Below are 23,362 nucleotides of genomic sequence, written 5' to 3'. Positions count from 1 at the left end.
CGCGCGGCTCCTCGCGCCCCTTCGTCACCGTCCGCCCGGTCTCACCAGGCCCGTCTCGTACGCGACGACCACCGCCTGGGCGCGGTCACGCAGGCCGAGTTTGGCGAAGACGCGGGCCACGTGGGATTTCACCGTGGCCTCGCTGAGGGTCAGTTCGGCGGCCAGTTCGGTGTTGGACAGTCCCCGGCCCATCAGGGTGAGCACCTCCCGCTCGCGCGGGGTGAGCGCGGCCAGATCGGCGGGGACGTCCGCGGCCGTCCGGCCGGCCTCGGCCGCGTACCGCTCCACCAGGCGCCGGGTGATCTGCGGGGCCAGCAGGGCGTCGCCGGTGCCGACGAGCCGTACGGCCGCCGCCAGGTGCTCCGGGGTGACGTCCTTGAGCAGGAAGCCGCTGGCCCCGAGGGACAGCGCCGCGTACACGTACCGGTCCAGGTCGAAGGTGGTCAGCATGAGCACCCGGCAGCCGGGTGTCTCGGCCAGGACGCGCCGGGTGGCCTCCAGTCCGTCCATGACCGGCATGCGGATGTCCATGAGGACGACGTCGGGCCTGAGTTCACGGGCCGCGGCGACCGCCTCGGCCCCGTCGGCGGCCTCGCCCGCCACCTCGATGCCCCGGGCGGTGAGGATCAGCCGGAAGCCGGTGCGGATCAGCGTCTGGTCGTCGGCGATCAGGACACTGGGCGCCCGCTCGGGCGCGTCCGGGGTCACGGCCGGTCCAGGGGTATGCGGGCGCGCACCCGGAAGCCGCCGCCGAGTCTGCGCCGGGCGTCCAGCTCCCCGCCGTGGACGGCGACCCGTTCCCGCAGGCCGAGCAGGCCGCGTCCGGTGCCCTCGCCGTGCGGCCGCGGGGCGGGAGGCGGGCTGCCGCCGGTGGCGGGCGTCGCGGTGCCGGTGAGCACGCTGGGGCCGGTGCTGAGGATCTCGACGCGCAGGGCGTGACCGGCGTAGCGCACGGTCACCCGGGCGGTGCCGCCGTCGCCGTGCCGGAGCGCGTTGGTCAGGGCCTCCTGGATGATGCGGTAGGCGGTCACGTCGACGCCCTGCGGCAGCGGGCACGGCTCGCCCGAGACGTGGACCTCCACGGGCAGCCCGGCGAACGATATCCGGTCCACCAGCGGGCCGAGCCGGTCCAGGCCGGGCTGCGGGGCGAGCGGCGCGCCGACCGCCCGCGCCCCCGGTCCCGGGTCGCCGTCCGTGCCGTCCGGTGCGGGCGCCAGCAGGCCCAGCAGGTGTCTCAGCTCGGTCAGCGCGCCCCGCCCCGCGTCCTCCACGGCGCGCAGCGCGGTGGCCGCCTCGTCCGGCATGGTGCCGAGCACCTCGCGGGCGGCGCTCGCCTGGACGACCATCAGGCTGACGTTGTGGCTGACGATGTCGTGCAACTCCCTGGCGATCCGGTCGCGTTCGGCCGCGATGGCGGCCTCGGTGGCGTTCTCCCGTTCCCGCTCCAGCAACCAGCCCCGCTCGCCGACCGCCGCCCGCCAGCGGCGCCGGGTGCGTGCCAGCGCCACGGCCAGCCCCAGCACTGCCGCGCACGCCACCGCGAGCGCCGCTGTCAGCACCTCGTCCTCCCCCATGGCCACCACTGTCGCAGACACCACTGACATCCGCATCGACCTGGGGATCCAGCCCACTGCATCCACGGGATGAGTCCCGCGGCCGAGTGCCATCCGGGGAGGGATGCCCGGGGGCCCGGCCCGCGTCTAGCGTCCTGCCCATGGTCACCGAGGTGAGAACGGAAGACGCCGTCATACGGCTCGACGGGGTGCGCAAGGAGTACGGCGAGACGGTCGCGCTCGACGGGGTGTCGCTGGAGATCCGGGCCGGTGAGGCGGTCGCGGTGATGGGCCCCTCGGGGTGCGGCAAGTCCACGCTGCTCAATATGATCGCCGGGCTGGACCGGCCGTCTGCCGGGCGGATCGTCGTACACGGCGAGGACGTCGGGAAGTTGGGCGAGAAGGGGCTGGCGCTGTACCGGCGGCGCCGGATCGGGATGATCTTCCAGTTCTTCAACCTCGTCGACGACCTGTCGGCGCTGGACAACGTCGCGCTGGCGGCCCAGTTGACGGGGACGCCGGCCCGGCAGGCCCGGCGGCGGGCGCTGGAGCTGTTCGAGGAGCTGGGGATCGCGGACCGGCGCAACGCGTATCCGGCGGTGCTCAGCGGCGGTGAGCGGCAACGGGTCGCGGTGGCGCGGGCGTTGATGAACCGGCCCGCGCTGCTGCTGGCCGACGAGCCGACCGGCGCGCTGGACAGCCGGGCCGGGGAGCAGGTGATGGACCTGCTGATCGACCTGAACCAGATCGGCCAGACCCTGGTCGTCGTCACCCACGACGAGCGGCTCGCGCAGCGTTGCGCGAGCCGTCTGGTGCTGCTGGCCGACGGCCGGGTGACCGGCGGGCACGCCCTGGAGCCGTCCGCGTGAGGGCGGTATGGCGGGCCGCGCGGGCGGCCGTGCGCCGGCGGCGGGTGCAGACGCTGGTGATCTGGCTGGTCACCCTGGTGTCGACGGGGTCGACGGTGGTGGCGCTGGGGCTGGTCGACGCGGCGTCGGCGCCGTTCGACCGCGCCTTCGAGGAGTTGCACGGACCGCACGTCGTGGCCGCCTTCGACAGCGGCAAGGTGTCGGACGCCCGGCTGGCGCGCGCGGCACGGCGGCCCGGGGTGGAGGCGGTGGCGGGGCCGTTCGCGCGGGCGACGGTCAGTGTTCCGCGGGGTGCGGCGGACTTCGGGCTCGGCGGTGAGATCACGGTGGTGGGCCGCCCCGGCCCCGGCGGGCCGGTGGACCGGGTGGATCTGTGGGCGGGCCGCTGGCCCACCCGGCCGGGCGAGATGATTCTGAACCGGCAGCGCGACTGGACCGCCGACGACCTCGGCAAGGAGTTCCAGGTGCCGTCCGGCCCGCGGCTCACCGTCGTCGGGTTCGCCTTCGACCTGAGTCACACGGCGGACGCCTGGGTCGCCCCGGAGCAGATCGAAGCGCTGCGTCCGTCCGGGCGGCAGATGCTGTTCCGGTTCCGGGACGCGGCGACGGAGCGGGGACTGCGCTCCGGACTGGCCGAGGTGACGCGGGAGTTGCCGCCGGGCTCGCTCGCCGGGTCGCAGACGTATCTGGCGCTCAAGCACCGGATCGGCGGCAACGCGCGCGCGTACGCGCCGTATCTGATGGCGTTCGGGGTGCTCGGCATCCTGGTGGCGGTGCTGATCGTCGCGAATGTGGTCGGCGGGGCCGTGGTCTCCGGGTTCCGGCACATCGGCATCCTGAAGGCGCTGGGCTTCACCCCGGGGCAGGTGCTGGGTGTCTACCTGACGATGATCTCCGTCCCGGCGGTCCTGGGCTGTGGGCTCGGCACCGTGGCCGGCAATCTGCTGGCGGAGCCGTTCCTGGACTTCGTGTTCTCCGGGCCGGCCTCGGGAGTGCTGCACGACAGCCTCGGGATCCCGCTCTGGGTGAACCTGGTGGCCCTGCTCGGCATGCCCCTGGTCTGTGTGCTCGCCGCGCTCGGCCCGTCGGTGCGGGCGCGGCGGCTGCCGGCAGCGCGGGCCATCAGCGCGGGCAGCGCGCCCCGGGCCGGACGGGCGCTCGGTCTTCAGCGGCGCCTGGCGGGGACCCGGCTGCCCCGCTCGGTGAGCCTCGGCGCCGGGCTCCCGTTCGCCCGGCCCGCGCGCAGCGGGCTCACGCTGGCCGCCGTGGTCCTCGGGGTGACGACGGTGACCTTCGCGACCGGCCTCGCGGCGACGCTGAGCAGCTTCGGGGACGGCGGTGACCGCACCTATGACGTCACCGTCTACGTGGGGACGTACCGGCACGGCAAGGAGGTGCGTCCGGTCCGCGGCGACCGCGAACTCCAGGCGCTGCTGGGCTCGTTGCCGGGGGCGCGGCATGTCACGGCTCGGTCGGACGACGAGGTGCTCCTCGTGGGCAGTACGAACGTGGTGATGTTCGAGGGGCGGCGCGGCGGCCGGTCCCTGGACACCCCGCTCGTGAAGGGCCGTTGGATGAGCCGGACGGGCGAGGTGGTGGCCGGGTCGCCGTTCCTGCGCCGCAACGGGGTGCGGATCGGGGACCGGTTGCGGCTGCGCAAGGACGGCCGCGAGGAGCGGGTGACCGTCGTGGGCGAGACGCTGGACACCGACGACCGGCTGGTCATCGGCGACTGGCCGACGGTCACCGCGCTGATGCCGGCGGTGCGGCCCATCGCCTATCACGTGAAGCTGGGCGACGGCGTGGACCGGGAGGCGTACGCCCGTGCGGTCCGGGCCGCCGACCGGGGGCTGTCCGTCCAGCCGAACGGTGCGAACAGCGTCGCCGGGACCATTGTCGGCTCCGCGACCGCGCTGACCCTGATGCTGGCCCTGGTCGCCTCCCTCGGTGTCTTCAACACCGCCGTGCTCAACACCCACGACCGGCGCCGTGACCTCGGCATGCTGAAGTCGATCGGGATGACTCCGCGCCAGGTGACGGTGATGACGGTGACGTCGATGGCGGTGCTCGGCGTGCTGGGGTCGCTGCTGGGGGTCCCGCTGGGCATCGCCGCCCACCGGGTGGTGGTGCCGCGCATGGCGGCCGGGCTGGACATCACGCTGCCCGGCTCCATGACGGCGGTCTGGCATCCGCCTCTGCTGGCCGTCCTCGCGCTCGCCGGGGTGGTGATCGCCGTCGTGGGCGCGCTGGTGCCCGCGCGCCGGGCGGCCCGGCTCACCGTCGCCGAGGTGCTGCGCAACGAGTGAACGCCGCGACCGGCCGGGACGGGCGCCGCCGCACGGCGAGGCCCGGCGGACGGTACGGCAACCGGTCAGGATCGGAGAAGCCGTGGTGGGCTCTCCCGTCCTAGCGTGGGGGCATCGACGAGGAACCCCGTCGGTGCCCCGGCCCGGGAAGCCGGGGCACCGCTGTGCGAAGGAGCGAGCATCATGGCCGCAGGCATGCAGACGATCATCTACCCGGTGAAGGACCTGGACCGCGCCAAGGCCCTGTTCGGTGCGCTGCTGGGCGTGGAGCCGTACGCGGACGAGCCGTTCTACGTGGGCTACAAGGCCGCCGGCCAGGACGTCGGGCTGGACCCGAGCGGGCACGCCAAGGGCATGACCGGGCCGGTGCCGTACTGGCACGTGACGGATCTGCGGGAGCGGCTCGCGGCGCTGCTGGCGGCGGGCGCCGAGCTGCTCCAGGACGCGCAGGAGGTTGGCGGCGGCCGGTTGATCGCCTTCGTGAAGGACCCCGACGGCAACCACCTGGGGCTGCTCCAGGACCCGTCGGCCTGAGCGCGGAGCGACCGCCCGCCCCGGCGCTGGTTGCACACTCAACGAGTGGCCGGGGCGGTGCTACCGTGCGGTTATGGCAGTCGAAACGGTCGAGACCCGGCTGGAGGAACGCTGGCGGGACATCCTCGCCGTACACGCGCGCACGATGTGCGAGATCGACCGCGTCCTGCACCCGTACGGGCTCGGCGCCAGCGACTTCGAGGTGCTGGACCTGCTGGTCACGGAGCCGCCCGAGCAGGGTGAGCAGTGCCGGGTGCAGAACCTGGTCGGCCAGGTCCACCTCAGCCAGAGCGCGCTGTCCCGGCTGATCGGCCGGCTGGAGAAGGACGGCCTGGTGGAACGCTCGGTGTGCGCGGAGGACCGGCGCGGGGTGTGGGTCGCGCTCACCCCCAAGGGCCGGGCCCTGCACGCCGAGGTACTGCCGCTCCACCGGGCGGTGCTGCGGCGCATGCTGGCCGGGCAGGAACTCTAGGCGGCACGACCGCGGGCGCCGCCGGGGGCGGTGCCCCGGCGGCGCCCGCGCAAGGTGTCCGCGGTTCCGCGCTCAGCGGGCCAGCAGCGTGCGCACTCCCTGTGACGTGAGCGTCAGGGCGTGGGAGGAGCTGCCGTCGATGGCGAGGGACAGGTTCTCGTCGGGCCACTGCGCGGCGAGCGCGCCGAGCGGGATCAGACGGTAGCGCGAGACGAAGGGCAGCAGATCGGCCATCTCGCCCTCCGTGGTGAACACCGGGACGACCGCGTCGCCGCCGGGCTGTTCCAGGACGGGCAGGGCCACCGTCGTGGCATCGGCGCCCTCTCCGTCCAGCGCGTCGTCCGGCACCGGGACGAGTACGTCACTGCTGGCGAGGGTGTCCAGGGCGGCCTGGTCCTCGGCGTTCTCGGTCAGCGCGTCCAGCGCCTTCTGGGCCGGCGTGGGCGGGTCGGCGTGTGCGGGTGTCTCCATGGCTGGTCCCCAGGTTCGGCGGTCGTACGGGCTGCCGGGACGGCTCGGCGCCCCGGGCGTGCTCCCGCCTCGCGTACCCGGTGGGGTGCGGGGCATGCGTACGCGGCACATGTGGATCCATGACACATGGAATGCCGGAATGGTGGGTCCCCAGGACATGGGATGCCGGGCGGAGTGGGCTCCTGACATGGACCGCACGCCCTGGACCGGGTCTGTGCTCCGCACGCGACGCAGACCACTGTTCCGGGCGGGCATCTGCTGCCGCAGGAGGCTCCGGAGGCGGTCGCCAGGGCGCTGAGCGGCTTCCTCGCGGGCCTGCGCGACTGAGGGCGGCCGCACGGGACGTGCGGCCGCCCTCTTGGCCGGCTCAGCGGTCGAACTCCTCCTGGATGGGGTTCTTCGGCTCTTCCCGCAGGTGCTGGGAGAGGCCCGGCTTGCCGCCGTGCCGCGCCTGTCCGGCCCGCCGGCCGGCGTCGAGCCCGAGATCGGAATCCGGGTCCACCCGGACCGACCTCGCGACCTCGGCCCGGCCGGCGTATTCCTCGGCGGGCATGCCACGCAGGGCCTTGACGACCTCCTCCGTGGCCCCGGCCTGCCGGGCGGCCGAGACCAGCTGTTCCTTGCCGGCCGGGTAGGTCACGTCCTTCAGCGCGTCCAGCACCTCCGGGACGCTGGTGTGTGCCGTGCTCATGACGCCTCCTACGCGTCGTCCTCCTCGTCCGAGGTCTCCTCAGCGGTGTCCGCCCCCTCCGCCTGGGAGGGGGTGGTCCGGGCCGGCTGCTCCGTGTCCGGGGCGTCCGGCTCGCGCTCGCCCTCGGCCTGCGATGGGGTGTTCTCGCTCATCGGGTCCTCTCATCCGCGTCCCGTACCTGCTTCCGGAACCGTCGGGTACCCGCGCGCGCCGCTGCCCATCACCAACCGGAATCTCTGAATCCGCTTCCGTGGGATGGGTACCTGAGCAGTCCCGGCGCGCCATCCGCGCCGTCCGATCACCGACTCACTGCCAGGAGGAGCCATGGCGGGCATCACCCCACCTGATCTGCAGAAAGCGCTGCACGGCGTGGAGTACCCGGCCGGTACCGACGACCTTCGGAAGGCGGCCGAGAAGAACCACGCGCCGAAGGAGATCACGGAGCGGATCTCCCACCTCGGGAAGAAGAAGTTCGAGAACCCCGCCGAGGTCAGCAAGGCCGTCTTCCGGAACGAGTGACGGCGCACGGCCGACGGTGTGGAAGACGCGTGCGCGGCGGCCGGCCGCCCAGGCCCGCCGCCGCGCACGCCGTCACACAGTTACCGGATGACCCAACAAACCGGTAACCTCCGGCCACGGTCATCCCACCCCATCACCCGGTTTCCGTCAGACGCCCCCACGAGCGGGGCCGTCACCGGTCCGGACGGTGGGCAGGCCGAGGGCGACCGGCCCCGGTGCTCCGGCTCCGCGCTTGCAGGAGTCGTGGCAGTCCTTCTCCAGGCTGCAGCACAGCGAACAGACCGGGCCCTGGTGGAAGGGGCAGCCCGCCATGTCGGGCCGTTCGAAATCGGTCGCGCAGACGGCGCAGGTCAGCACGGCGGCCGAGGGCAGCCCGTCCGCGCCGAACAGCGGCTCGTCCAGGCTGTCGGGGCGGGCGAGGTAGTAGCGGCCCTTGGTGAGCACCGCGAACAGCGGCGACAGCGCCATGGCCAGGAACAGCGCGATGAACGGCGAGAACGCCTTGCCGTAGGCGCCGAACGCCTCGAAGTAGGCGGCGATGGACACCCCGGAGGCGATCAGCATCGAACCGAAGCCCACCGGGTTGAAGTGGTACAGGTGGGCCCGTTTGAACTCGATGTACGACGGGCTGAGTCCGAGCGGTTTGTTGACGATCAGGTCGGCGACGACGGCGCCGATCCAGGCGATGGCCACGTTGGAGTAGAAGCCGAGCACGGTGTTGAGGAAGCCGAAGACGCCGCCCTCCATCAACGCGAGCGCTATGCCGACATTGAGGAAGATGTAGACGACGCGGCCCGGGTGACGGTGGGTCAGGCGGGAGAAGAAGTTCGACCAGGACAGTGAACCGGAGTACGCGTTGGTCGAGTTGATCTTCACCTGGGAGAGGATGACGAAGAAGGTCGCCAGCCCCAGGGCGACCGGTGCCGCGAACGTGCCGAACCCGTGGACGTACTGCCGGATCGGCTCGTCGGCCTTGCCCAGCCCCGCACCGTCGGCGATGCAGAAGGCCAGGAAGGCGCCGCCGATCTGCTTCAGCGCGCCGAGCACCACCCAGCCCGGTCCGGCGCCCAGCACTGCGGCCCACCAACGCCTGCCGTTCCGCGGGGTCTTGTCGGGCATGAACCGCAGGTAGTCGACCTGCTCGCCGATCTGCGCGATGAGCGACAGCGCGACACCCGCGCCCGCGCCCACACCGAGCGCGCTGAGCGTCGAGCCCGTGGGCGAGTCGCCCGCGAAGTGCGTGAACTCCGCGTATTTCCCGGGCTCCTGGATCGCGATGGACACGAACGGGGCGACCATCAGCACCAGCCAGACCGGCTGCGTCCACACCTGCATCCGCGACAGGGCGGTCATGCCGTAGACCACGAGCGGCAGGATGACCAGCGAGCAGACGACGTACCCGACGGCGAGCGGGATGTGCAGGCCGAGTTCCAGCGCCTGCGCCATGATGGAGCCTTCGAGGGCGAAGAAGATGAAGGTGAAGCTCGCGTAGATCACCGAGGTGAGCGTCGAGCCCAGGTACCCGAATCCCGCGCCCCGGGTCAGCAGGTCCATGTCGATGGAGTACTTCGCGGAGTAGTACGAGATCGGTATGCCGGTCAGGAAGATGACCACCGCGGCGGCCAGGATCGCCACCAGGGCGCTGGAGAAGCCGTGCGCGACGGCGATCGAGCCGCCGATGGCGAAGTCCGCGAGGTAGGCGATGCCGCCGAGGGCGGTGGTGGCCACGACGTACGGCGTCCAGCGGCGGAAGGACTTGGGCGCGTAGCGCAGCGAGTAGTCCTCCAGCGTGTCGTTCCGCGTCCAGCCGTTGTACGTACGACTGCCGGGCGGGGCCGGTGGCGCTTGGCTGTCGACGATGTCCGTCACGGCGCTCCCCTCGTCCTGCGCTGCGCCCGGACGCGCCGGGCCGGTTGCAGGGAAGGTTCGTGCCGCCGTGTTGCCCCGCGGTTTCCCCGTCTTTAAGAACGGTGTCCCGGCCGGAGGTGACAACCGTCACAGGGCTGTGGGCGACTAAGGGTGCCGGATAGTAGATGCCGCTCCCGCGACATATGGGATTTGTCCGTCTTGCCGTGGGCGTGTGGTCCGGTCGGCGTGACGCCGGGACGGTCTGTGGGCAGCTCGCCGTATCCCCCGCCGGTGTCGGGTTCCTGAGGCGCCGACAGCACCGCGCAAACGTCGCGGTCGCAATCTTCTGCATCTCCCGGCGTGGCTGGCAAGGCCCGGGAGGGTCTACGAGGCGGCGTAGTAGCCAGTGCCTTTGCGTCCCGTGTGAGGCCGTCCCAAGAATGGGCGCTCCGCGATCACCGAGTGAGGTTGACGTATGGGACAGCACCGCAAGACCAAGCACCACCGGCGCATAGTCATCGCCGCCGTCGCCGTCGGCGCCGTGGGCGTGCCGTCCGTCGCCCTGGCCTGTACCGACTGGCCGTACGGCACGGACCCGCGACCGCGGGCCGGCGCGACGAGCGCGCCCGGGACGCAGGAGCAACGCCTTCACAGGCATCACCACCGCAACGGAGTGGACGCGGCCGCGGGGCGGATCACCGCGCCGCGCGGCACGGAGCCGGTCACCACCACACCGTCCCCGTCCGCGCCGTCGTCATCCAAGCCGTCGTCGCCCACGCCGGTCCCGTCCAGGCCGTCGTCATCCGCGCCGTTCCCGTCCACGCCGGTCACCACCCCGGCCAAGGAGCGGCCCGCGCACGCGCGTCCGGCCGTACGGCCCGAGACGCGTCCGGCGGTGTCGGCCCGGCCCATCGCCCAGCGGCCCCAGTCCGCCGCCGCGCCCGGCACCCCCGCGGCCACCGCCACGACCCCCACGACCGGCACCGCCCCCACGGCCCCGGCGACCGCCGAGCCCACCTCCCCGGCGCCCGCCGCCACGGCGTCCGGAGTGACCGCCGAGGTCCTGCGGCTGGTGAACGCCGAGCGGAACAAGGTCGGTTGCCGGCCGCTGTCCCTCGACCCGGTGCTCACCAAGGCCGCGCAGGAGCACAGCGCGGACATGGCCGCCCACCAGAACATGTCGCACACCGGATCGGACGGCTCCGACCCGGGCCTGCGCATCACGCGCGCCGGCTACACCTGGAGCAGCTACGGCGAGAACGTCGCCTACGGCTACTCCACGGCGGAGCAGGTCATGGCGGGCTGGATGGCCAGCCCCGGCCACCGGGCCAACATCCTCAACTGCGGGTTCCAGGAGATCGGCGTCGGCCTGGCGCAGCCCGGCAGCTACTGGACGCAGGACTTCGGCACCGCCCGCTGAGCCGGGCCGGCCGGCGGAACAGCGGCCCCGAACACCCGCGCCCGCACGCCGAGTCGGCCGCCGTTCAGAGTTTCGCGCCGAAGTTCTGGGTCCACCAGGGGCCGCCCGAGCCGTTGTGGACGCCCACGCCGATGTTCTTGAACGAGCAGTTGAGGATGTTGGCGCGGTGTCCGGGGCTGTGCATCCAGGAGTCCATCACCGCCCGCGGGGTCTGCTGGCCCCGGGCGATGTTCTCGCCGTACGTGGACCAGCGGTAGCCCGCGGCCGTGACGCGTTCGCCGGGGCCGGCGCCGTCCGGGTTCGTGTGGTCGAAGAAGCCGCGCGCGGCCATGTCGTCGGAGTGTCCCTGGGCGGCCCGGTCCAGTCGCGGGTCCTCGGTGACCGGGCCGCATCCGGCGGCCGCCCGCTCCTCGTTCACCAGCGCGACCACCTGTGCCACGGTGCCGGCGGGCGCGGGACGCATCCGCGGGGTCGTCCGGGAGGGGCTGGGCGTGGCGGGCGCGGGCGCGGATCGCTGGGCCTTCGGGGTGCCGGTCGTGCGTGCGGGGCGGGGGCTCTTGGCGGGGCTCGGCTTCTTCGACCGCGAGGGGGACGGCGACGGGGAGGCCGAGGGCGGCGCCGAGGTCCGGACGGGGCCGGGTGCTGACAGGTCCGCCACGACGGCGTCGGCGGTGGGTGCGGCGGTCGCCTCCCTGGTCTCCGGTCCGGAGCCGGTGCCGAAGTACCACAGGCCGCCCCCCGCCACACAGGCCGCCACCACGGCACCGCCGACGGCCCGGCGCCGGATCCGCCGCCGTCGCCGGGCCTCGCCGCGGGCGGTCGCACGGCGCCGGGAGGCACGCACCCCGACGGGACCCGCCTGCTCGGTCCGGGGGTGCGGGACCTTGTCGCCGGGCTGCTCGACCCGGGTGCGCGCAAGGCCATCACCCGCCGGCTCGGTCCGGGAGTGCGCAAGGCCATCACCCGCCGGCTCGGTCCCGGGGTGCGGAAGGCTGTCGCCCGTCTGCCCGGTCCCGCTGTGCGCGGCATCCGGGCCGGTGGCCCCCGTGTCCGGCGTGGCGGAGGCGGCGTACGCGGTCGGGCGGAGGCCGGCCGCCACGGCGGACCGTGCCGCCGCCGTCAGCGCCGAGGACACCGCGACGAGCGCGAGCCCGGCGAGCAGCCCCTCCGCCGGGAGCAGACCGCTCCACAGGCCGCCGCAGCGCGCACACTCGCGGGCGTGCCGGGCTATCCGCTTGCGCCAGAGGGCGGAGGGCAGGCCGTCCCACGAGGCCAGCACGCCACCCAGTTCCGGGCAGGCGGGCCGGGTGCCGAGCGCCCGTACCACCACGCGGGCCGACTCCAGGCGGGCCTTCATCCGCTGCACCCGGACCGCCGTGTGCTGCGGTGACACCCCGAGGGCCGTGGCGACCTCGGCGCGGGTCAGCTCGCCGGCGCACTCCAGCCACCACAGCGAGAGCACCTCGCGGTCCTCCGGCTCCAGCCAGCGGGTGGCGCGCGCGGTCTCCTGGCGCTGGCCGGACAACTGGAGCCGGACGATGGTCAGGTCGACGAAGTCGGCGCCCGGGTCGGCGACGCCGGCGGCCTCCTCCACGGTGCCCGGGGCGAGTTGGCGGTCCCGCCAGTGCGCGCGGACCCGGTTCATCGCGATGGCCACGAGCCAGGAGCGGAAGTTCTCCGGGGTGCGCAGGTCGCCGAGCGAGCCGAGGGCCCGGAGCATGGTCTCCTGGACCACGTCGTCCACGTCGACCGAACCGTTCAGGGCCCGCCCCACGATGTTGTACACCAGCGGGAGGTACGCGCCGACCAGGGCGTCCTGGGCCGCCGGGTCTCCCGCCCGGGCGGCGTCCACCAGTGCCGCCGTGTCCACCGTGTGCTGTGTCCTCATCAAAGCTTCCCTGTCCTCGGCGCCGAACGATGCTGTGCGTCACCTGGGAGACCGTCCGGCGCGGTGCCGATAACAGTTCTTCGCAGGGCAGTTCTTCAGAGAATCGTTCGAGGGGAGGCTCACAGGGCGGTGCGGCGGCCGCAAGGAGGGAGATCACACCGGGCGGACCGGAGCGTCGCGGCTCACCTCTCCAGCCGGTCGTCCAGCGAGTTGGCCCGGTCGATCTCGGCCATGTGCTCCTCGGCCCAGTCGCGTACGGCGGCGAGCACGGTGTCGAGCGACAGGCCGAGCGGGGTGAGCCGGTAGTGCACGGCGGGCGGCACGGAGGGCTCCACCCGGCGTTCGGCCAGGCCGTCGCGGACGAGGCTCCGCAGGGTCGCCGAGAGCATCTTCTGCGAGACGCCCGGCATCCGGCGCAGCAGTTCGGCGAAGCGCACCTCGCCCGGCGCGGCCTGAGCCAGCACCTTCACCGCCATCGACGTCCACTTGGTGCCGATCCGGTCGAGCAGCCGGCGGGTCGGGCACGCGGGGTCGAACAGGTCACCGCGCACGGCGGGGGCGTCCTTGGCCTGGGAAGTCACCTGAAGCTCACCAACTCACGGGAAAGTGCGGTCTGCCGCTCCCGAGGCTAGTTTCCTAGCGTTCCCTTGTCACCATTCGTTACTCGCGGAACTCCGAGGGATCGCTCATGACTGTCACCTCCCTGCCCGGTGTGCGGCTGCGCCGGGTCACCGTCAACGGGACCGGACTCAACGTCGCCACGGCCGGCTCGGGTCGGGCCGTGCTGCTGCTGCACGGCTTCCCGCACACCTGGCGGCTGTGGACCGAGGTCATCGGGCCGCTGGCCCGCCGGTACCGGGTGATCGCCCCGGACCTGCGCGGGTTCGGCGACAGCGACCGGCCGGCGGACGGCTACGACGCCGGGACCCTCGCCGCCGACGCCGCGGGTCTGCTGGAGGCGCTCGACGCGGGACCGGCCGCCGTGGTCGGCATCGACCTCGGCACCCCGCCCGCGTTCCTGCTGGCCATGCGGCGGCCCGGCCTGGTACGGCGGCTGGTGCTGATGGAGTCCCTGCTGGGCGACCTGCCGGGCGCCGAGGAGTTCCTCGCGGCCGGCCCGCCGTGGTGGTTCGGGTTCCACGCGGCGCCGGGGCTGGCCGAGTCGGTGCTGACGGGGCACGAGGAGGCGTACGTCGACTGGTTCCTCCGGCGCGGCACGCTGGGCCGGGGCGTACGGCCGGACGTCCGCGCCGAGTTCGTCCGCGCCTACACCGGTACCGAGGCGCTGCGCGCGGCGTTCGGCCCCTACCGGGCGCTCGCCACCAGCGCCCGGCAGATCCGGGAGGCGGTGTCCGGCGCACGTCTCACCGTGCCCGCGCTCACCCTCGGCGCCCACCCGGTGGGCCGCTCGCTGGAACGGCAACTGCGGCCGTACGCCGACCGGTTGACCGGCCGGGTGATCCCGGACTGCGGCCACATCATCCCGCTGGACCGCCCGGCGGAGCTGCTGGCCGCGCTGGAGCCGTTCCTCGCGGCGGACGACGACGAGGGGTGCACCCCCGCCGGCTCCGGGCGCGGCTGAGCAGCCCCGCCGGCTCCCGGTGCCCGTTTCCCGTACGGCATGCCCCGGGACGGCGGCTCTCCGCACGGCACGCGCCCGGGACAGTGCCGCCCGGCGGCGTGGCGCGCGCCGGGTCGGTGCCGTGCGCGGCGAGGATGACGCCGGGCAGGAAACCGGCTGGGAGGCGGGTGTACGGGTATGACGGTGAACCGTGTCGGGCTGGTCGTGCACGGCGGGCGCGCCGAGGCGGTCGCCGCCGCGCGCGAGGTGCGCGCGTGGTGCGCCGGGCACGGGGTGGGCTGCGCCGACATCGACGTGTGGCGGGCGGGCGCGCGGCACAGTGCCCGCGAGGAGTTGGACAGCGCGGGCGATCCCGACCTCATCGTCACCCTGGGCGGCGACGGCACGTTCCTGCGCGGTGCCCGGCTGGCGGCCGAGAACGACGCCCTGGTGCTCGGTGTCGACCTGGGCCGGGTCGGCTTCCTGACCGAGGTGCCCGCCCCGGCGGTCCGGGCCGCGCTGGACGCCGTGCGGGAGGGCCGGATCCACGTGGAGCACCGGATGCTGCTCACCCTGCGCGCGTCCTGCCGGCTGGAGGTGCCCGCGCAGATGGAGGCGCTGCTGAGCTACGGGCGCGGGCCGCTGCTGCCCCCGCCGCCGGTGCGCACGGAGTGCGAGGCGGGCGGGGACTGGGGGGTCGCCCTGGACGTGACCGCGCTGAACGACGTGGTCCTGGAGAAGCTCTCCCGGGACCGGCAGGTGTCGGTCGGGGTGTATCTGGCGGGCCGGCTGCTCGCCTCGTACTCGGCGGACGCGCTGCTGGTGGCCACGCCCACGGGGTCCACGGCGTACAGCTTCGCCGCGGGCGGCCCGGTGGTCTCGCCCCGCGCGGAGGGCCTGGTGTTCACGCCGGTCGCGCCGCACATGGTGTTCAACCGGTCGGTGGTGGCCGCGCCGGACGAGCCCGTCGCGCTGCGGGTGCTCCAGGGGTCGGGGCGGGCCGCGGTCAGCGTCGACGGCCAGTTGCGCGGGGTGCTCGGCCCCGGGGACTGGATCGGGGTGTACGCGGCTCCGCGCCGGCTGAAGGCGGTCCGGCTCGGTCCCATGGACTTCTACGGCCGGCTGCGGGAGCGGATGAACCTGACCGACGCGCCGGCCGCGCTCGCCGACGGGGAGGCCGCCCCGCTGTGGCCGGTGACCACGCCGCCGCCGGGTGATCTCGCCCATCTGGCGCTGCCGCCGACGCCCGGCGACGCGCCCCGGCCGTCCTGACGCCCGGGGCCGGCCGGGGGCCTCGCCGTGACCCGGATGGCCGTTCGGGGCCCGGGGCGCCGCAGCACCGTACGCGTGACCTGTGGTCGTATATTCCATGGTGCGCTCGGGCTGCCGGTCGGCAGCCCGTCGGTCGCACCGGAGAACGGCCGGCCGGGCCGTACCTGTAGCGTGGGCGAGTCCCACCGGAATGAGGAGATTTTTACGATGTCGACAGTCGAGCTGAACACCAGCGCCGGCCGGATCGTGCTGGAGCTGAACGACGCCGAGGCGCCCAAGACGGTCGAGAACTTCCTGGCGTATGTGCGCAGCGGCCACTACGACGGCACGATTTTCCACCGGGTCATCAACAACTTCATGATCCAGGGCGGTGGTTTCACGCCGGACATGAAGCAGAAGTCCACCCTGGCGCCGATCCAGAACGAGGCCGACAACGGGCTGAAGAACGACAACTACACCGTGGCGATGGCGCGGACGAACGACCCGCACTCCGCTACGGCCCAGTTCTTCATCAACGTCTCGGACAACGCGTTCCTGAACCACTCCTCGAAGACCCCGAACGGCTGGGGCTACGCCGTGTTCGGCCAGGTCACCGAGGGCCAGCAGGTCGTCGACGCCATCAAGGGCGTGAAGACGGGCAGCCGCCAGGGCCACCAGGACGTCCCCACCGAGCCGGTGGTCATCGAGTCCGCCAAGATCCTCGGCTGACACACTCCGGCGGGCGGCACCGGCTCGGCCGGTGCCGCCCTTCCCGTGCGCCCGGCGCGCTCAGAGGGCCGCCCCGGCGCCGGGCGCGAACCGCCGCAGCGCGGCCTCGATCCCGGCCAGGACGTCCTGCTGCCGCGCGACCAGGTAGAAGTGGCCCCCTGGGTGGACGTGGCACTCGAACGGGCCGTCGGTCTCCCGGGCCCAGGCACGGGCCTCGTCGGGGGTGACCCTGGGGTCGGCGTCGCCCGTCAGGACGACCAGCGGGCAGCCCAGCCGTGGTCCGGGGGTGGGCCGGTAGGTGTCCACGACGCGGTAGTCGGCCCGCAGCGGGGGCAGGATCAGCCGGCGCAGTTCCTCGTCCTGGAAGACGGCCGCGTCGGTGCCGTCGAGCCGGACGACCTCCTCGATGAGCCGCGCGTCGTCGTCCACGTACAGGCTCTCGGTCCGCCCGGCGGACGGGCCCCCGCGGCCGGAGAGGAAGAGCACCGCGGGGGGCCGGCCGGCGTCCTCCAGCAGCCGGGCCAGCTCGAAGGCGACCAGCGCGCCCATGCTGTGCCCGAACAGTGCCGTCGGCGTCCGGTCCCGCTCGTCCAGCGCGTCGTACACCCCCTGGGCGAGTTCCCGCATGGAGCGCGCGAAGGGTTCCCCGGCGCGGTCCTGGCGGCCGGGGTACTGCACCGCGCACACGTCGACCGCGGGCGACAGCGCCTTGGAGACGGGGAAGTAGAAGCTCGCGGAGCCGCCGGCGTGCGGCAGGCACAGCAGCCGCGGCGCGCCCGGCTCCGGCTGGTGGAAGCGGCGCAGCCACTTCGGGTGCCCCGCGCTGGGCCGGTCTGCCATGCGTCCCCCTCGTCGGTACGTGCCGGGTGTGAAACCCGCTGGTACGGAGGGTAGTTGACGCCCGGCGGCGGTGCGGTCCGGTTCCCCTGGACAGCGGACACCCCGCGACTTAGACTCCCCGTCCAGAAGTGGACCATATGTCGAGGCCGTCGGGGAGGCCCATGGACCGCCGGGTGGATGCCACGGGTGAGGACGGCGCGGACGAGCACCTCCTGAAGGAGGTGGAGAAGATCGCGGTCGCGCTGGGCCGCATGTTCCCCGGCCTGTGCGAGGTCGTGCTGCACGACCTGCGCGACCCGGAGCACGCGATCCGGGCCATCGAGAACAATCTGTCGGGCCGTCAGGTCGGCGACCCCGCGACGGAGTTGGGGCTGGCCCGCATCGCCGACCCGGACTACCCCGGTGTGGTGCAGAACTACCCGAACCGGTTTCCCGACGGCCGCCCGGCCAAGAGCACGTCCATCGGCATCAAGAACGCGGCGGGCGAGTACGTAGCCGCCCTGTGCCTGAACCTCGACGTGTCCGTGCTCTCCCCCGTCACCCTCGCCCTGTCCAACCTCGTGGCGACGGACTCCGAGCACCGCGAGCGCCCCCTGGAGACCCTGCGCGACCGCACCGCGCGGGAGCTGCGCGAGGCGGTGGAGGCCCGGGCCGCCGAGCGCGCCGCCACCCCGCGCTCGCTGAGCCGGGAGGAGAAGAAGGCGCTCGTACGGCGGTTGCAGCGCGACGGCTACTTCGACTCGCGCGACGCCGCGCAGACCATCGCGGACCTGCTCGGCGTGTCCCGGGCGACGGTCTACAACTACGCGAAGTGAGGGGTCACCCGCCCATGAGCACCGCCTTCTCCCCCGCCGCCGTCCGGACGCTGGCCGATCCCGACACGCCGTTCGCCGTCGTGGACGCGCACCGGACGCGGCGCAACATCGCCCGTCTGCGGGCCCGGGCGGACCGCCTCGGGGTCGGGCTGCGCCCGCATGTGAAGACGGCCAAGAGCCTGGACGCCGCCGCCCTCCTGCACGACGGCACGTTCGGCCCGGTCACCGTCTCCACGCTCGCCGAGGCCGAGGCGTTCGCCGGCGCCGGCTACCGCGACCTGACCTACGCCGTCGGCATCGAACCGCGCAAACTCCCGCGCGTGACCGCCCTGGTGCGGCGCGGCGTCACCCTGCGCGTCCTGCTGGACAGCACCGAGCAGGCGGAGTTCGTCGCCGCGGCGGCCCGGGAGGCGGGGGTCGCCCTGCCCGCGCTGGTCGAGATCGACTGCGACGGCCACCGCGGCGGCCTCAGGCCCGACGCGCCGGGGCTCACCGGCATCGGCCGGATCCTGCACGACGCGGGCTGCCTGGACGGCGTCCTGACCCACGCGGGCGAGTCGTACTCCGCCTTCACCGCCGGGGAACGGCGCGCGGCGGCGCGGAACGAACGCGACGCGGCGGTCACGGCGGCGCGGCGGCTGCGCGCGGCCGGCCTGCCCGTGCGCACCGTCAGCGTGGGCTCCACCCCCACCGCGCACGCCGCCGACGACCTCACCGGGGTCACCGAACTGCGCGCCGGGAACTACGTCTTCTTCGACCTGGTGATGGCCGGACTCGGCGTCTGCGCGCCGGCCGACATCGCCCTGTCGGTGGTGGTGACCGTCATCGGGCACCGCCCGGAGTACGGGTGGATCGTCACCGACGGCGGCTGGATGGCGCTGTCCCGCGACCGCGGCACCGCCGGGCAGCCGCAGGACCAGGGCTACGGCCTGGTCACCGACCTGTCCGGCACCCTGATCCCCGGCCTGGTCATGACCGCCGCCAGCCAGGAGCACGGCACCCTCACCGCCCGGGACGGCGCGGCCCTGCCCGAGCTGCCCATCGGCACCCGGCTGCGCGTCCTGCCCAACCACGCCTGCGCCACGGCCGCCCAGCACCACGGCTACCACGTCGTCGACAGCGGCCGCGGCACGTCGGCGTCCCCCGTGATCGAGGCGTACTGGCCCCGCGTCTCCGGCTGGTGACCGCCCCGCTCCCCCGTTCCCCGTCCCGTCTCCCGTCGCCCGAAGGACCCGCCATGGCCGCCGCACCGCCCCTCACGCTCGCCGACGTCCGCGAGGCCGCCGCCCGCATCGAGGGCGTCGCCCACCGCACCCCCGTCCTCACCTCCCGCACCCTCGACTCCCTGGTCGGAGCGGAGGTGTTCATCAAGGCCGAGAACTTCCAGCGGGTCGGCGCCTTCAAGTTCCGGGGCGCCTACAACGCCGTCGCCCAGCTTCCCCCGGAGCAGCTGGCGAAGGGCGTGGCGGCCTACTCCTCCGGCAACCACGCCCAGGCCACCGCGCTGGCCGCCCGCGAACTGGGCACCCGCGCGGTCATCCTGATGCCCGAGGACGCCCCCCGTTCCAAGCGGGAGGCGACCGCCGGGTACGGGGCGGAAGTCGTCACGTACGACCGCTACACCGAGGACCGCACCGCGCTCGGCCACGCCCTGGCCGAGGACCGCGGTCTGGCCCTGATCCCGCCCTACGACCACCCGCACGTCATGGCCGGCCAGGGCACCGCCGCCCTCGAACTGCTGGAGGAGACCGGCCCGTTGGACGCGCTGGTGGTGCCGGTGGGCGGCGGCGGCCTCATCGCCGGCAGCGCCACCGCCGCCACCGCGCTGCACCCCGGCATCCGGATCGTCGGCGTCGAACCGGAGGCGGGCGACGACACCAGGCGTTCCCTGGCGGCCGGCGCGCGCGTCACCGTCCCGGTGCCCCGCACCATCGCCGACGGGCAGGCGCTGGCCACTCCCGGCGAACTCACCTTCCCCGTCAACCAGCGCCTGGTCGACTCCATCGCCCTGGTCACCGACGCCGAGATCGTCACCGCGATGCGGTTCGCCTTCGAACGCCTGAAGATCGTCCTGGAACCGAGCGGGGCCACGCCGCTGGCCGCGCTGCTGGCCGGGCGCGTCGACCGCCTCCCGCGGCGGATCGGCGTCATCGCCTCCGGCGGCAACATCGACGCGGCCCGCTTCACCGCCCTCGTCGGCGGCTGAGGGGGCCTGTCGTCACACCAGGTACGCGCCGTCGGTGAGGCCGACGCGGGTGTAGTACTCGGTGCCCAGCAGGCGGTCGCGGGTCTCCTCCGGGAGGCGGGCGAGGAGCGCGGGCAGCGCCCGGGCCCGTGCCACCTCGCTGCGGTGGGCCTGGATCGCCGCCCACTTGCGCTCCCGCCACGGCCGTACGTCCACGGTGTCGGTGACGTGCGCGTCGGGCACGCTCAGCACGGACTTGCCGACGCCGTCCAGGAGTTCACCCAGCTCGGCCACGGCCGAGTGGGGGTGGGTCGCCAGATACAGGGCGCCGGGCCGCCAGGGCTCGCCCGCCTCGGGATAGAGCTGCCCGAGCCCTGCGGCGGTCACCGCGAGCAGGGCCATCCGGTGGGTGTGGCGGTGGTCGGGGTGCCCGGTCAGCTGCCCGTAGGCGTCATGGGTGACGACGATCCCGGGCCGCACCTCCCTGATGTGGGCGACCAGCCGTCCGACGGCGTCGTCCACCGGGGCGTCGCACCAGCGCGGCCGGCCGGGGGCGGAGGCCGGGACCCGGTGGTCGGCGTAGCCGAGCAGGCGCGGCGGCCCGGGAACGCCCAGGGCCGCCACGGAGTCGGCGAGTTCACCGGCGCGCGTGCTGCCGGGCGCCCAGGTCGCCGTGACGACGGCCGTACGGGCGCCCTCGGCGGCGTACCGGGCGAGGAGCCCGCCGGCGAGGAGCGCCTCGTCATCGGGGTGGGCGAACACGGCGAGCAGACTGGGCGGCACGGCTTCCTCCACGGCGTCCGGGTGCCTCGCGGCGGCCCCGGCCGGCCCGGCCGCCGGGGCCGGCTCCATGGTCACATCTCTTCCCGGTGCCGGGCGCGGGAGTACCCGGGGCCGGTGCCGGGCGCGGGAGTACCCGGGGCCGGTGCCGGGCGCGGGAGTACCCGGGGCCGGTGCCGGGTGCGGGAGTACCCGGGGCCGGTGCCGGGCGCGGGAGTACCCGGGGCCGGTGCCGGGCGCGGAATTGTCCGGGACCGGTGCCGGGTGCCGACGTACCCGGCCGCACCGGCGCGGTGGGCCTCCGGCACGAGCCGCCGGTCCCGAGAAGCCCCGTCCGGCGGCACGCGCACCTCTTCGTGTTCCTCCGGAGCCGCGTCCGGTCGCTCGCCCGCCGGGCGCGGCCGGGCCGGCGGGGTGTTCAGCGTGGGCCGACTATGGCCGCGTCGTCCCCGAGCCCCAACTCGCGGTCGCCGAGCGGGGCGAAGAAGCGTTCCACGTCGGCGTCGGTGACCTCGGCGAGGGTCGCGGGGGACCAGCGCGGACGGCGGTCCTTGTCGATGATCTGCGCCCGGACGCCCTCGACCAGGTCGGGTCCGGACAGGGCGGCGCAGGAGACGCGGTACTCCTGGTCGAGGACCCGCTCCAGCGAGCCGAGCCGCCGGGCGCGGCGGATCGCGGCCAGGGTGACCTTGAGCGAGGTGGGCGACTTGGCGAGCAGGGTCTCGGCCGCCTCCTTCGCCTCCGGGCCACCGTGGGCGAAGAGCCGCGCGACGATCTCCTCGACGGTGTCGGCGGCGTAGCAGGCGTCGATCCAGGCGCGCTGACCGGACAACGTGCCCAGCGGCGGCCGCTGTTCGTGGCGGGCCAGGGCGTCGGTCACCGGGCGGGTGGCGAGGTCCGCCAGGAAGGAGGGGAGGGACTCGGACGGCAGGTAGTGGTCGGCGAGCCCGCAGAGCAGGGCGTCCCCGGCGCCGACCTGGGCGCCCGTCAGCGCGAGGTGGGTGCCCAGTTCGCCGGGGGCGCGGCCGAGCAGGTGGGTGCCGCCGACGTCGGGGACGAAGCCGATGCCGGTCTCGGGCATCGCGATCCGCGAGCGTTCCGTGACGACGCGGACGTCGCCGTGCGCGGAGACGCCGACCCCGCCGCCCATGACGATGCCGTCCATGACGGCGACGTACGGCTTGGGGTAGCGGGCGATGCGGGCGTTGAGGTGGTACTCGTCGCGCCAGAACGCGGCGGAGGCGGTGCCGTCGCCGTCGCGGGCGTCGTCGTGGACGGCGCGGATGTCGCCGCCCGCGCACAGGCCGCGCTCCCCCGCGCCGGTGAGGACGACGGTCTCCACGGCCGGGTCGCGCTCCCAGGCGGTCAGGGCCTCGTCGATCCGGCGGACCATGACATGGTTCAGGGCGTTGAGCGCCTCGGGCCGGTTGAGCGTGAGGTACGCGGCCCGTCCCTCCGTGCGCAGCAGAACGGGTTCGGCGGTGCGGGGCGCGTCGGTCCGCGCGCTGCCGGTCATCCGGACGCCTCCAGCAGGCCGCCGGCCACGATGACACGCATGATCTCGTCGCTTCCTTCCGGTCGGGTGCACCCACGGTCGCGAACGATCTTCTCAGTGCCGTGCCCGCCGGGGTGGCGGCAGCCCCCCTCTCGTCGCCGACGGGGTGTCACGGGCGTACCGGGGCCGTCCGGGGCGACGCCGACCGGGGCCGGTGGCCGCGCTGCCCCGGCGTTCAGTCCGCCGTCGGCCGCAGCACGAGGCAGACGAAGCCGAACACGTCCCGGTAGACGCGCAGCCACTCGTCGCGGTGGGCCGTGGCCGCCGCGAGGGCCTCGGCGCTGTCCGGGTGGCCGGGGTGGTCCAGCGCCCAGGAGGCGAGCGTCCCCGTCCACGCCCACTCGTAGTCGTCCAGCTCCCGGCGGGTGCTGACGTGCCCGTGGACCGGTGTCCAGCCGTCCGCGACGACCCGGTCCAGCGTGCCCGGCAGGTCGTCGAGGTCACCGAGCAGCGCGACGGCCCCGGCGGAGGGCTCGCGGTCCCAGTACCCCTCGCCGACGAGGACGCGTCCGCCGGGCGCGAGGTGCCCGCGTGCCGCCGCCAGGGCCGGGAGCAGGCCGCCGAAGGCGTGGGTGGCCCCCACGCACAGCACCAGGTCGAAGGCGTGCGGGGCGGTGAACCGGGCGGCGTCCTCGCGGTGGAGGACCAGGCGGTCCTCGACGCCGAGCCGGCGCGCGGCCCGGCGGGCGTCCGCCAGCGCGCGCTCGGAGAGGTCGACGCCCTCGGCACGCGGTCCGGGGCGCGCGGTCAGGGCCCGCAGCAGCCACTCCCCGCCGCCGCAGCCGAGGTCGAGCACGCGTCCGCCGTCGCGCGGCAGGGCCCGTTCCAGCAGCCCGCGCACCGCGTCGTCGTCGAGCGGCGCGGCTATCGGGTGATCCGCGTGGGCGCGCCTGGAGATCTCCTCACGGTCCATCGGCGGAGCCTGACACGTACGGCGGCAGCCGCGCACCCGGGTTTCCGCCGGGCGGCGCGCGAGGGCGGGCCCAAACACGTCCCCACTCGAAAGGGGCATGCGCCGCGCCCCGTCCGGGTCCGTCCCGGCGGCCCCGCGACCGGGTCCCGGCCGGGCCCCCGC

24 protein-coding genes are annotated in these 23,362 nt (G+C 74.3%); 12 read left to right on the top strand and 12 right to left on the bottom strand.

Annotated elements, in window-relative coordinates:
• Positions 1–24 precede the first annotated feature (24 nt).
• Together ACSURM_RS32670 and ACSURM_RS32665 are read right to left on the bottom strand one after the other, a co-directional pair.
• Complete coding sequence (locus tag ACSURM_RS32670) at positions 25–708, bottom strand: response regulator (RefSeq protein WP_436959387.1); 684 nt, start codon at positions 706–708, stop codon at positions 25–27.
• Positions 705–1,574 carry a sensor histidine kinase gene (locus tag ACSURM_RS32665; protein WP_436959386.1) on the bottom strand — a complete coding sequence of 290 codons (870 nt, stop codon included), beginning with the start codon at positions 1,572–1,574 and terminating at the stop codon, positions 705–707. The genes ACSURM_RS32670 and ACSURM_RS32665 overlap by 4 nt, the downstream gene beginning before the upstream one ends.
• Before the next feature lie 140 nt (positions 1,575–1,714).
• On the opposite strand from ACSURM_RS32665, the gene ACSURM_RS32660 reads away from it, so the two are divergent.
• The 4 genes from ACSURM_RS32660 to ACSURM_RS32645 all read left to right on the top strand — a co-directional run bounded on the left by ACSURM_RS32660 (position 1,715) and on the right by ACSURM_RS32645 (position 5,734).
• Positions 1,715–2,422: an ABC transporter ATP-binding protein gene (locus ACSURM_RS32660; protein WP_436959384.1), complete on the top strand. Its 708-nt coding sequence runs from the start codon at positions 1,715–1,717 to the stop codon at positions 2,420–2,422.
• On the top strand, positions 2,419–4,728 hold the full coding sequence (locus tag ACSURM_RS32655; protein ID WP_436959382.1) for an FtsX-like permease family protein: 2,310 nt from the start codon (positions 2,419–2,421) through the stop codon (positions 4,726–4,728). The genes ACSURM_RS32660 and ACSURM_RS32655 overlap by 4 nt, the downstream gene beginning before the upstream one ends.
• A 183-nt stretch (positions 4,729–4,911) precedes the next feature.
• Positions 4,912–5,262 carry a VOC family protein gene (locus ACSURM_RS32650; RefSeq protein ID WP_436959380.1) on the top strand — a complete coding sequence of 117 codons (351 nt, stop codon included), beginning with the start codon at positions 4,912–4,914 and terminating at the stop codon, positions 5,260–5,262.
• 73 nt (positions 5,263–5,335) lie between these two features.
• On the top strand, positions 5,336–5,734 hold the full coding sequence (locus tag ACSURM_RS32645; RefSeq protein WP_436959379.1) for a MarR family winged helix-turn-helix transcriptional regulator: 399 nt from the start codon (positions 5,336–5,338) through the stop codon (positions 5,732–5,734).
• A gap of 72 nt (positions 5,735–5,806) precedes the next feature.
• On the opposite strand, the gene ACSURM_RS32640 is transcribed toward ACSURM_RS32645, so the two are convergent.
• The 3 genes from ACSURM_RS32640 to ACSURM_RS32630 form a co-directional block, all read right to left on the bottom strand.
• A complete protein-coding gene (locus tag ACSURM_RS32640; RefSeq protein ID WP_436959378.1) occupies positions 5,807–6,205 on the bottom strand; it encodes an SseB family protein in 399 nt (132 codons plus the stop codon).
• Positions 6,206–6,572: 367 nt separating this feature from the next.
• On the bottom strand, positions 6,573–6,896 hold the full coding sequence (locus tag ACSURM_RS32635; RefSeq protein ID WP_436959376.1) for a DUF2795 domain-containing protein: 324 nt from the start codon (positions 6,894–6,896) through the stop codon (positions 6,573–6,575).
• A gap of 8 nt (positions 6,897–6,904) precedes the next feature.
• Positions 6,905–7,048 (bottom strand): hypothetical protein, encoded by a 144-nt coding sequence (locus tag ACSURM_RS32630; RefSeq protein WP_436959374.1) that lies wholly within the window; start codon positions 7,046–7,048, stop codon positions 6,905–6,907.
• A gap of 172 nt (positions 7,049–7,220) precedes the next feature.
• On the opposite strand from ACSURM_RS32630, the gene ACSURM_RS32625 reads away from it, so the two are divergent.
• Positions 7,221–7,415, top strand: a complete 195-nt coding sequence (locus ACSURM_RS32625) for a DUF2795 domain-containing protein (RefSeq protein ID WP_030784217.1) — start codon at positions 7,221–7,223, stop codon at positions 7,413–7,415.
• Between the two features lie 147 nt (positions 7,416–7,562).
• Here ACSURM_RS32625 and ACSURM_RS32620 read toward each other — a convergent pair whose 3' ends face one another.
• A complete protein-coding gene (locus ACSURM_RS32620) occupies positions 7,563–9,284 on the bottom strand; it encodes a purine-cytosine permease family protein (protein WP_436959372.1) in 1,722 nt (573 codons plus the stop codon).
• 454 nt (positions 9,285–9,738) lie between these two features.
• Here ACSURM_RS32620 and ACSURM_RS32615 point away from each other — a divergent pair, with 454 nt between their 5' ends.
• Positions 9,739–10,683, top strand: a complete 945-nt coding sequence (locus ACSURM_RS32615) for a CAP domain-containing protein (RefSeq protein ID WP_436959371.1) — start codon at positions 9,739–9,741, stop codon at positions 10,681–10,683.
• 64 nt (positions 10,684–10,747) lie between these two features.
• Here ACSURM_RS32615 and ACSURM_RS32610 read toward each other — a convergent pair whose 3' ends face one another.
• Both ACSURM_RS32610 and ACSURM_RS32605 read right to left on the bottom strand, forming a co-directional pair.
• The gene (locus ACSURM_RS32610) at positions 10,748–12,571 is read right to left on the bottom strand and encodes a sigma-70 family RNA polymerase sigma factor (protein ID WP_436959370.1); all 1,824 of its coding nucleotides are present in this window, start codon (positions 12,569–12,571) and stop codon (positions 10,748–10,750) included.
• Positions 12,572–12,753: 182 nt separating this feature from the next.
• Positions 12,754–13,152: a winged helix-turn-helix transcriptional regulator gene (locus ACSURM_RS32605; RefSeq protein ID WP_436959368.1), complete on the bottom strand. Its 399-nt coding sequence runs from the start codon at positions 13,150–13,152 to the stop codon at positions 12,754–12,756.
• A gap of 107 nt (positions 13,153–13,259) precedes the next feature.
• Between ACSURM_RS32605 and ACSURM_RS32600 the strand changes: the two genes are divergently transcribed.
• The 3 genes from ACSURM_RS32600 to ACSURM_RS32590 all read left to right on the top strand — a co-directional run bounded on the left by ACSURM_RS32600 (position 13,260) and on the right by ACSURM_RS32590 (position 16,112).
• The gene (locus ACSURM_RS32600; protein ID WP_436959366.1) at positions 13,260–14,153 is read left to right on the top strand and encodes an alpha/beta fold hydrolase; all 894 of its coding nucleotides are present in this window, start codon (positions 13,260–13,262) and stop codon (positions 14,151–14,153) included.
• 177 nt (positions 14,154–14,330) lie between these two features.
• Positions 14,331–15,404: an NAD(+)/NADH kinase gene (locus tag ACSURM_RS32595; protein WP_436959364.1), complete on the top strand. Its 1,074-nt coding sequence runs from the start codon at positions 14,331–14,333 to the stop codon at positions 15,402–15,404.
• A 207-nt stretch (positions 15,405–15,611) separates the two neighbouring features.
• The gene (locus ACSURM_RS32590) at positions 15,612–16,112 is read left to right on the top strand and encodes a peptidylprolyl isomerase (protein ID WP_436959363.1); all 501 of its coding nucleotides are present in this window, start codon (positions 15,612–15,614) and stop codon (positions 16,110–16,112) included.
• A gap of 60 nt (positions 16,113–16,172) precedes the next feature.
• On the opposite strand, the gene ACSURM_RS32585 is transcribed toward ACSURM_RS32590, so the two are convergent.
• A complete protein-coding gene (locus tag ACSURM_RS32585) occupies positions 16,173–16,952 on the bottom strand; it encodes a thioesterase II family protein (protein WP_436959361.1) in 780 nt (259 codons plus the stop codon).
• A 161-nt stretch (positions 16,953–17,113) separates the two neighbouring features.
• Here ACSURM_RS32585 and ACSURM_RS32580 point away from each other — a divergent pair, with 161 nt between their 5' ends.
• The 3 genes from ACSURM_RS32580 to ACSURM_RS32570 are packed head-to-tail and all read left to right on the top strand — an operon-like array spanning position 17,114 to position 19,973.
• Positions 17,114–17,767: a helix-turn-helix transcriptional regulator gene (locus ACSURM_RS32580; RefSeq protein ID WP_436959359.1), complete on the top strand. Its 654-nt coding sequence runs from the start codon at positions 17,114–17,116 to the stop codon at positions 17,765–17,767.
• 14 nt (positions 17,768–17,781) lie between these two features.
• A complete protein-coding gene (locus tag ACSURM_RS32575; RefSeq protein WP_436959357.1) occupies positions 17,782–18,951 on the top strand; it encodes an alanine racemase in 1,170 nt (389 codons plus the stop codon).
• A 53-nt stretch (positions 18,952–19,004) separates the two neighbouring features.
• Complete coding sequence (locus ACSURM_RS32570; protein WP_436959356.1) at positions 19,005–19,973, top strand: threo-3-hydroxy-L-aspartate ammonia-lyase; 969 nt, start codon at positions 19,005–19,007, stop codon at positions 19,971–19,973.
• 12 nt (positions 19,974–19,985) lie between these two features.
• Here the strand turns inward: ACSURM_RS32570 and ACSURM_RS32565 are convergent, their stop codons facing one another.
• From ACSURM_RS32565 to ACSURM_RS32555, 3 genes are all read right to left on the bottom strand, one after another.
• Positions 19,986–20,735: a PIG-L deacetylase family protein gene (locus ACSURM_RS32565; protein WP_436961228.1), complete on the bottom strand. Its 750-nt coding sequence runs from the start codon at positions 20,733–20,735 to the stop codon at positions 19,986–19,988.
• Between the two features lie 415 nt (positions 20,736–21,150).
• The gene (locus tag ACSURM_RS32560; RefSeq protein WP_436959354.1) at positions 21,151–22,248 is read right to left on the bottom strand and encodes an enoyl-CoA hydratase/isomerase family protein; all 1,098 of its coding nucleotides are present in this window, start codon (positions 22,246–22,248) and stop codon (positions 21,151–21,153) included.
• 214 nt (positions 22,249–22,462) lie between these two features.
• Positions 22,463–23,200: an SAM-dependent methyltransferase gene (locus ACSURM_RS32555; protein ID WP_436959352.1), complete on the bottom strand. Its 738-nt coding sequence runs from the start codon at positions 23,198–23,200 to the stop codon at positions 22,463–22,465.
• Between the last annotated feature and the right edge of the window lie 162 nt (positions 23,201–23,362).

Origin of the sequence: Streptomyces sp. SudanB182_2057 (genome assembly GCF_964272715.1) — a bacterium.
Taxonomy (GTDB): Bacteria; Actinomycetota; Actinomycetes; order Streptomycetales; family Streptomycetaceae; genus Streptomyces; species Streptomyces rubradiris.
This window is presented reverse-complemented; position numbering and strand designations above follow the sequence as displayed.

What these genes read in the sequence shown, in the direction of transcription:
- ACSURM_RS32665 (WP_436959386.1), bottom strand. Translation starts at nt 1,574, where the DNA reads ATGGGGGAGGACGAGGTGCTGACAGCGGCGCTCGCGGTGGCGTGCGCG.
- ACSURM_RS32660 (WP_436959384.1), top strand. Translation starts at nt 1,715, where the DNA reads ATGGTCACCGAGGTGAGAACGGAAGACGCCGTCATACGGCTCGACGGG.
- ACSURM_RS32650 (WP_436959380.1), top strand. Translation starts at nt 4,912, where the DNA reads ATGGCCGCAGGCATGCAGACGATCATCTACCCGGTGAAGGACCTGGAC.
- ACSURM_RS32645 (WP_436959379.1), top strand. Translation starts at nt 5,336, where the DNA reads ATGGCAGTCGAAACGGTCGAGACCCGGCTGGAGGAACGCTGGCGGGAC.
- ACSURM_RS32640 (WP_436959378.1), bottom strand. Translation starts at nt 6,205, where the DNA reads ATGGAGACACCCGCACACGCCGACCCGCCCACGCCGGCCCAGAAGGCG.
- ACSURM_RS32635 (WP_436959376.1), bottom strand. Translation starts at nt 6,896, where the DNA reads ATGAGCACGGCACACACCAGCGTCCCGGAGGTGCTGGACGCGCTGAAG.
- ACSURM_RS32630 (WP_436959374.1), bottom strand. Translation starts at nt 7,048, where the DNA reads ATGAGCGAGAACACCCCATCGCAGGCCGAGGGCGAGCGCGAGCCGGAC.
- ACSURM_RS32625 (WP_030784217.1), top strand. Translation starts at nt 7,221, where the DNA reads ATGGCGGGCATCACCCCACCTGATCTGCAGAAAGCGCTGCACGGCGTG.
- ACSURM_RS32615 (WP_436959371.1), top strand. Translation starts at nt 9,739, where the DNA reads ATGGGACAGCACCGCAAGACCAAGCACCACCGGCGCATAGTCATCGCC.
- ACSURM_RS32610 (WP_436959370.1), bottom strand. Translation starts at nt 12,571, where the DNA reads ATGAGGACACAGCACACGGTGGACACGGCGGCACTGGTGGACGCCGCC.
- ACSURM_RS32600 (WP_436959366.1), top strand. Translation starts at nt 13,260, where the DNA reads ATGACTGTCACCTCCCTGCCCGGTGTGCGGCTGCGCCGGGTCACCGTC.
- ACSURM_RS32595 (WP_436959364.1), top strand. Translation starts at nt 14,331, where the DNA reads ATGACGGTGAACCGTGTCGGGCTGGTCGTGCACGGCGGGCGCGCCGAG.
- ACSURM_RS32590 (WP_436959363.1), top strand. Translation starts at nt 15,612, where the DNA reads ATGTCGACAGTCGAGCTGAACACCAGCGCCGGCCGGATCGTGCTGGAG.
- ACSURM_RS32585 (WP_436959361.1), bottom strand. Translation starts at nt 16,952, where the DNA reads ATGGCAGACCGGCCCAGCGCGGGGCACCCGAAGTGGCTGCGCCGCTTC.
- ACSURM_RS32580 (WP_436959359.1), top strand. Translation starts at nt 17,114, where the DNA reads ATGGACCGCCGGGTGGATGCCACGGGTGAGGACGGCGCGGACGAGCAC.
- ACSURM_RS32575 (WP_436959357.1), top strand. Translation starts at nt 17,782, where the DNA reads ATGAGCACCGCCTTCTCCCCCGCCGCCGTCCGGACGCTGGCCGATCCC.
- ACSURM_RS32570 (WP_436959356.1), top strand. Translation starts at nt 19,005, where the DNA reads ATGGCCGCCGCACCGCCCCTCACGCTCGCCGACGTCCGCGAGGCCGCC.
- ACSURM_RS32560 (WP_436959354.1), bottom strand. Translation starts at nt 22,248, where the DNA reads ATGACCGGCAGCGCGCGGACCGACGCGCCCCGCACCGCCGAACCCGTT.
- ACSURM_RS32555 (WP_436959352.1), bottom strand. Translation starts at nt 23,200, where the DNA reads ATGGACCGTGAGGAGATCTCCAGGCGCGCCCACGCGGATCACCCGATA.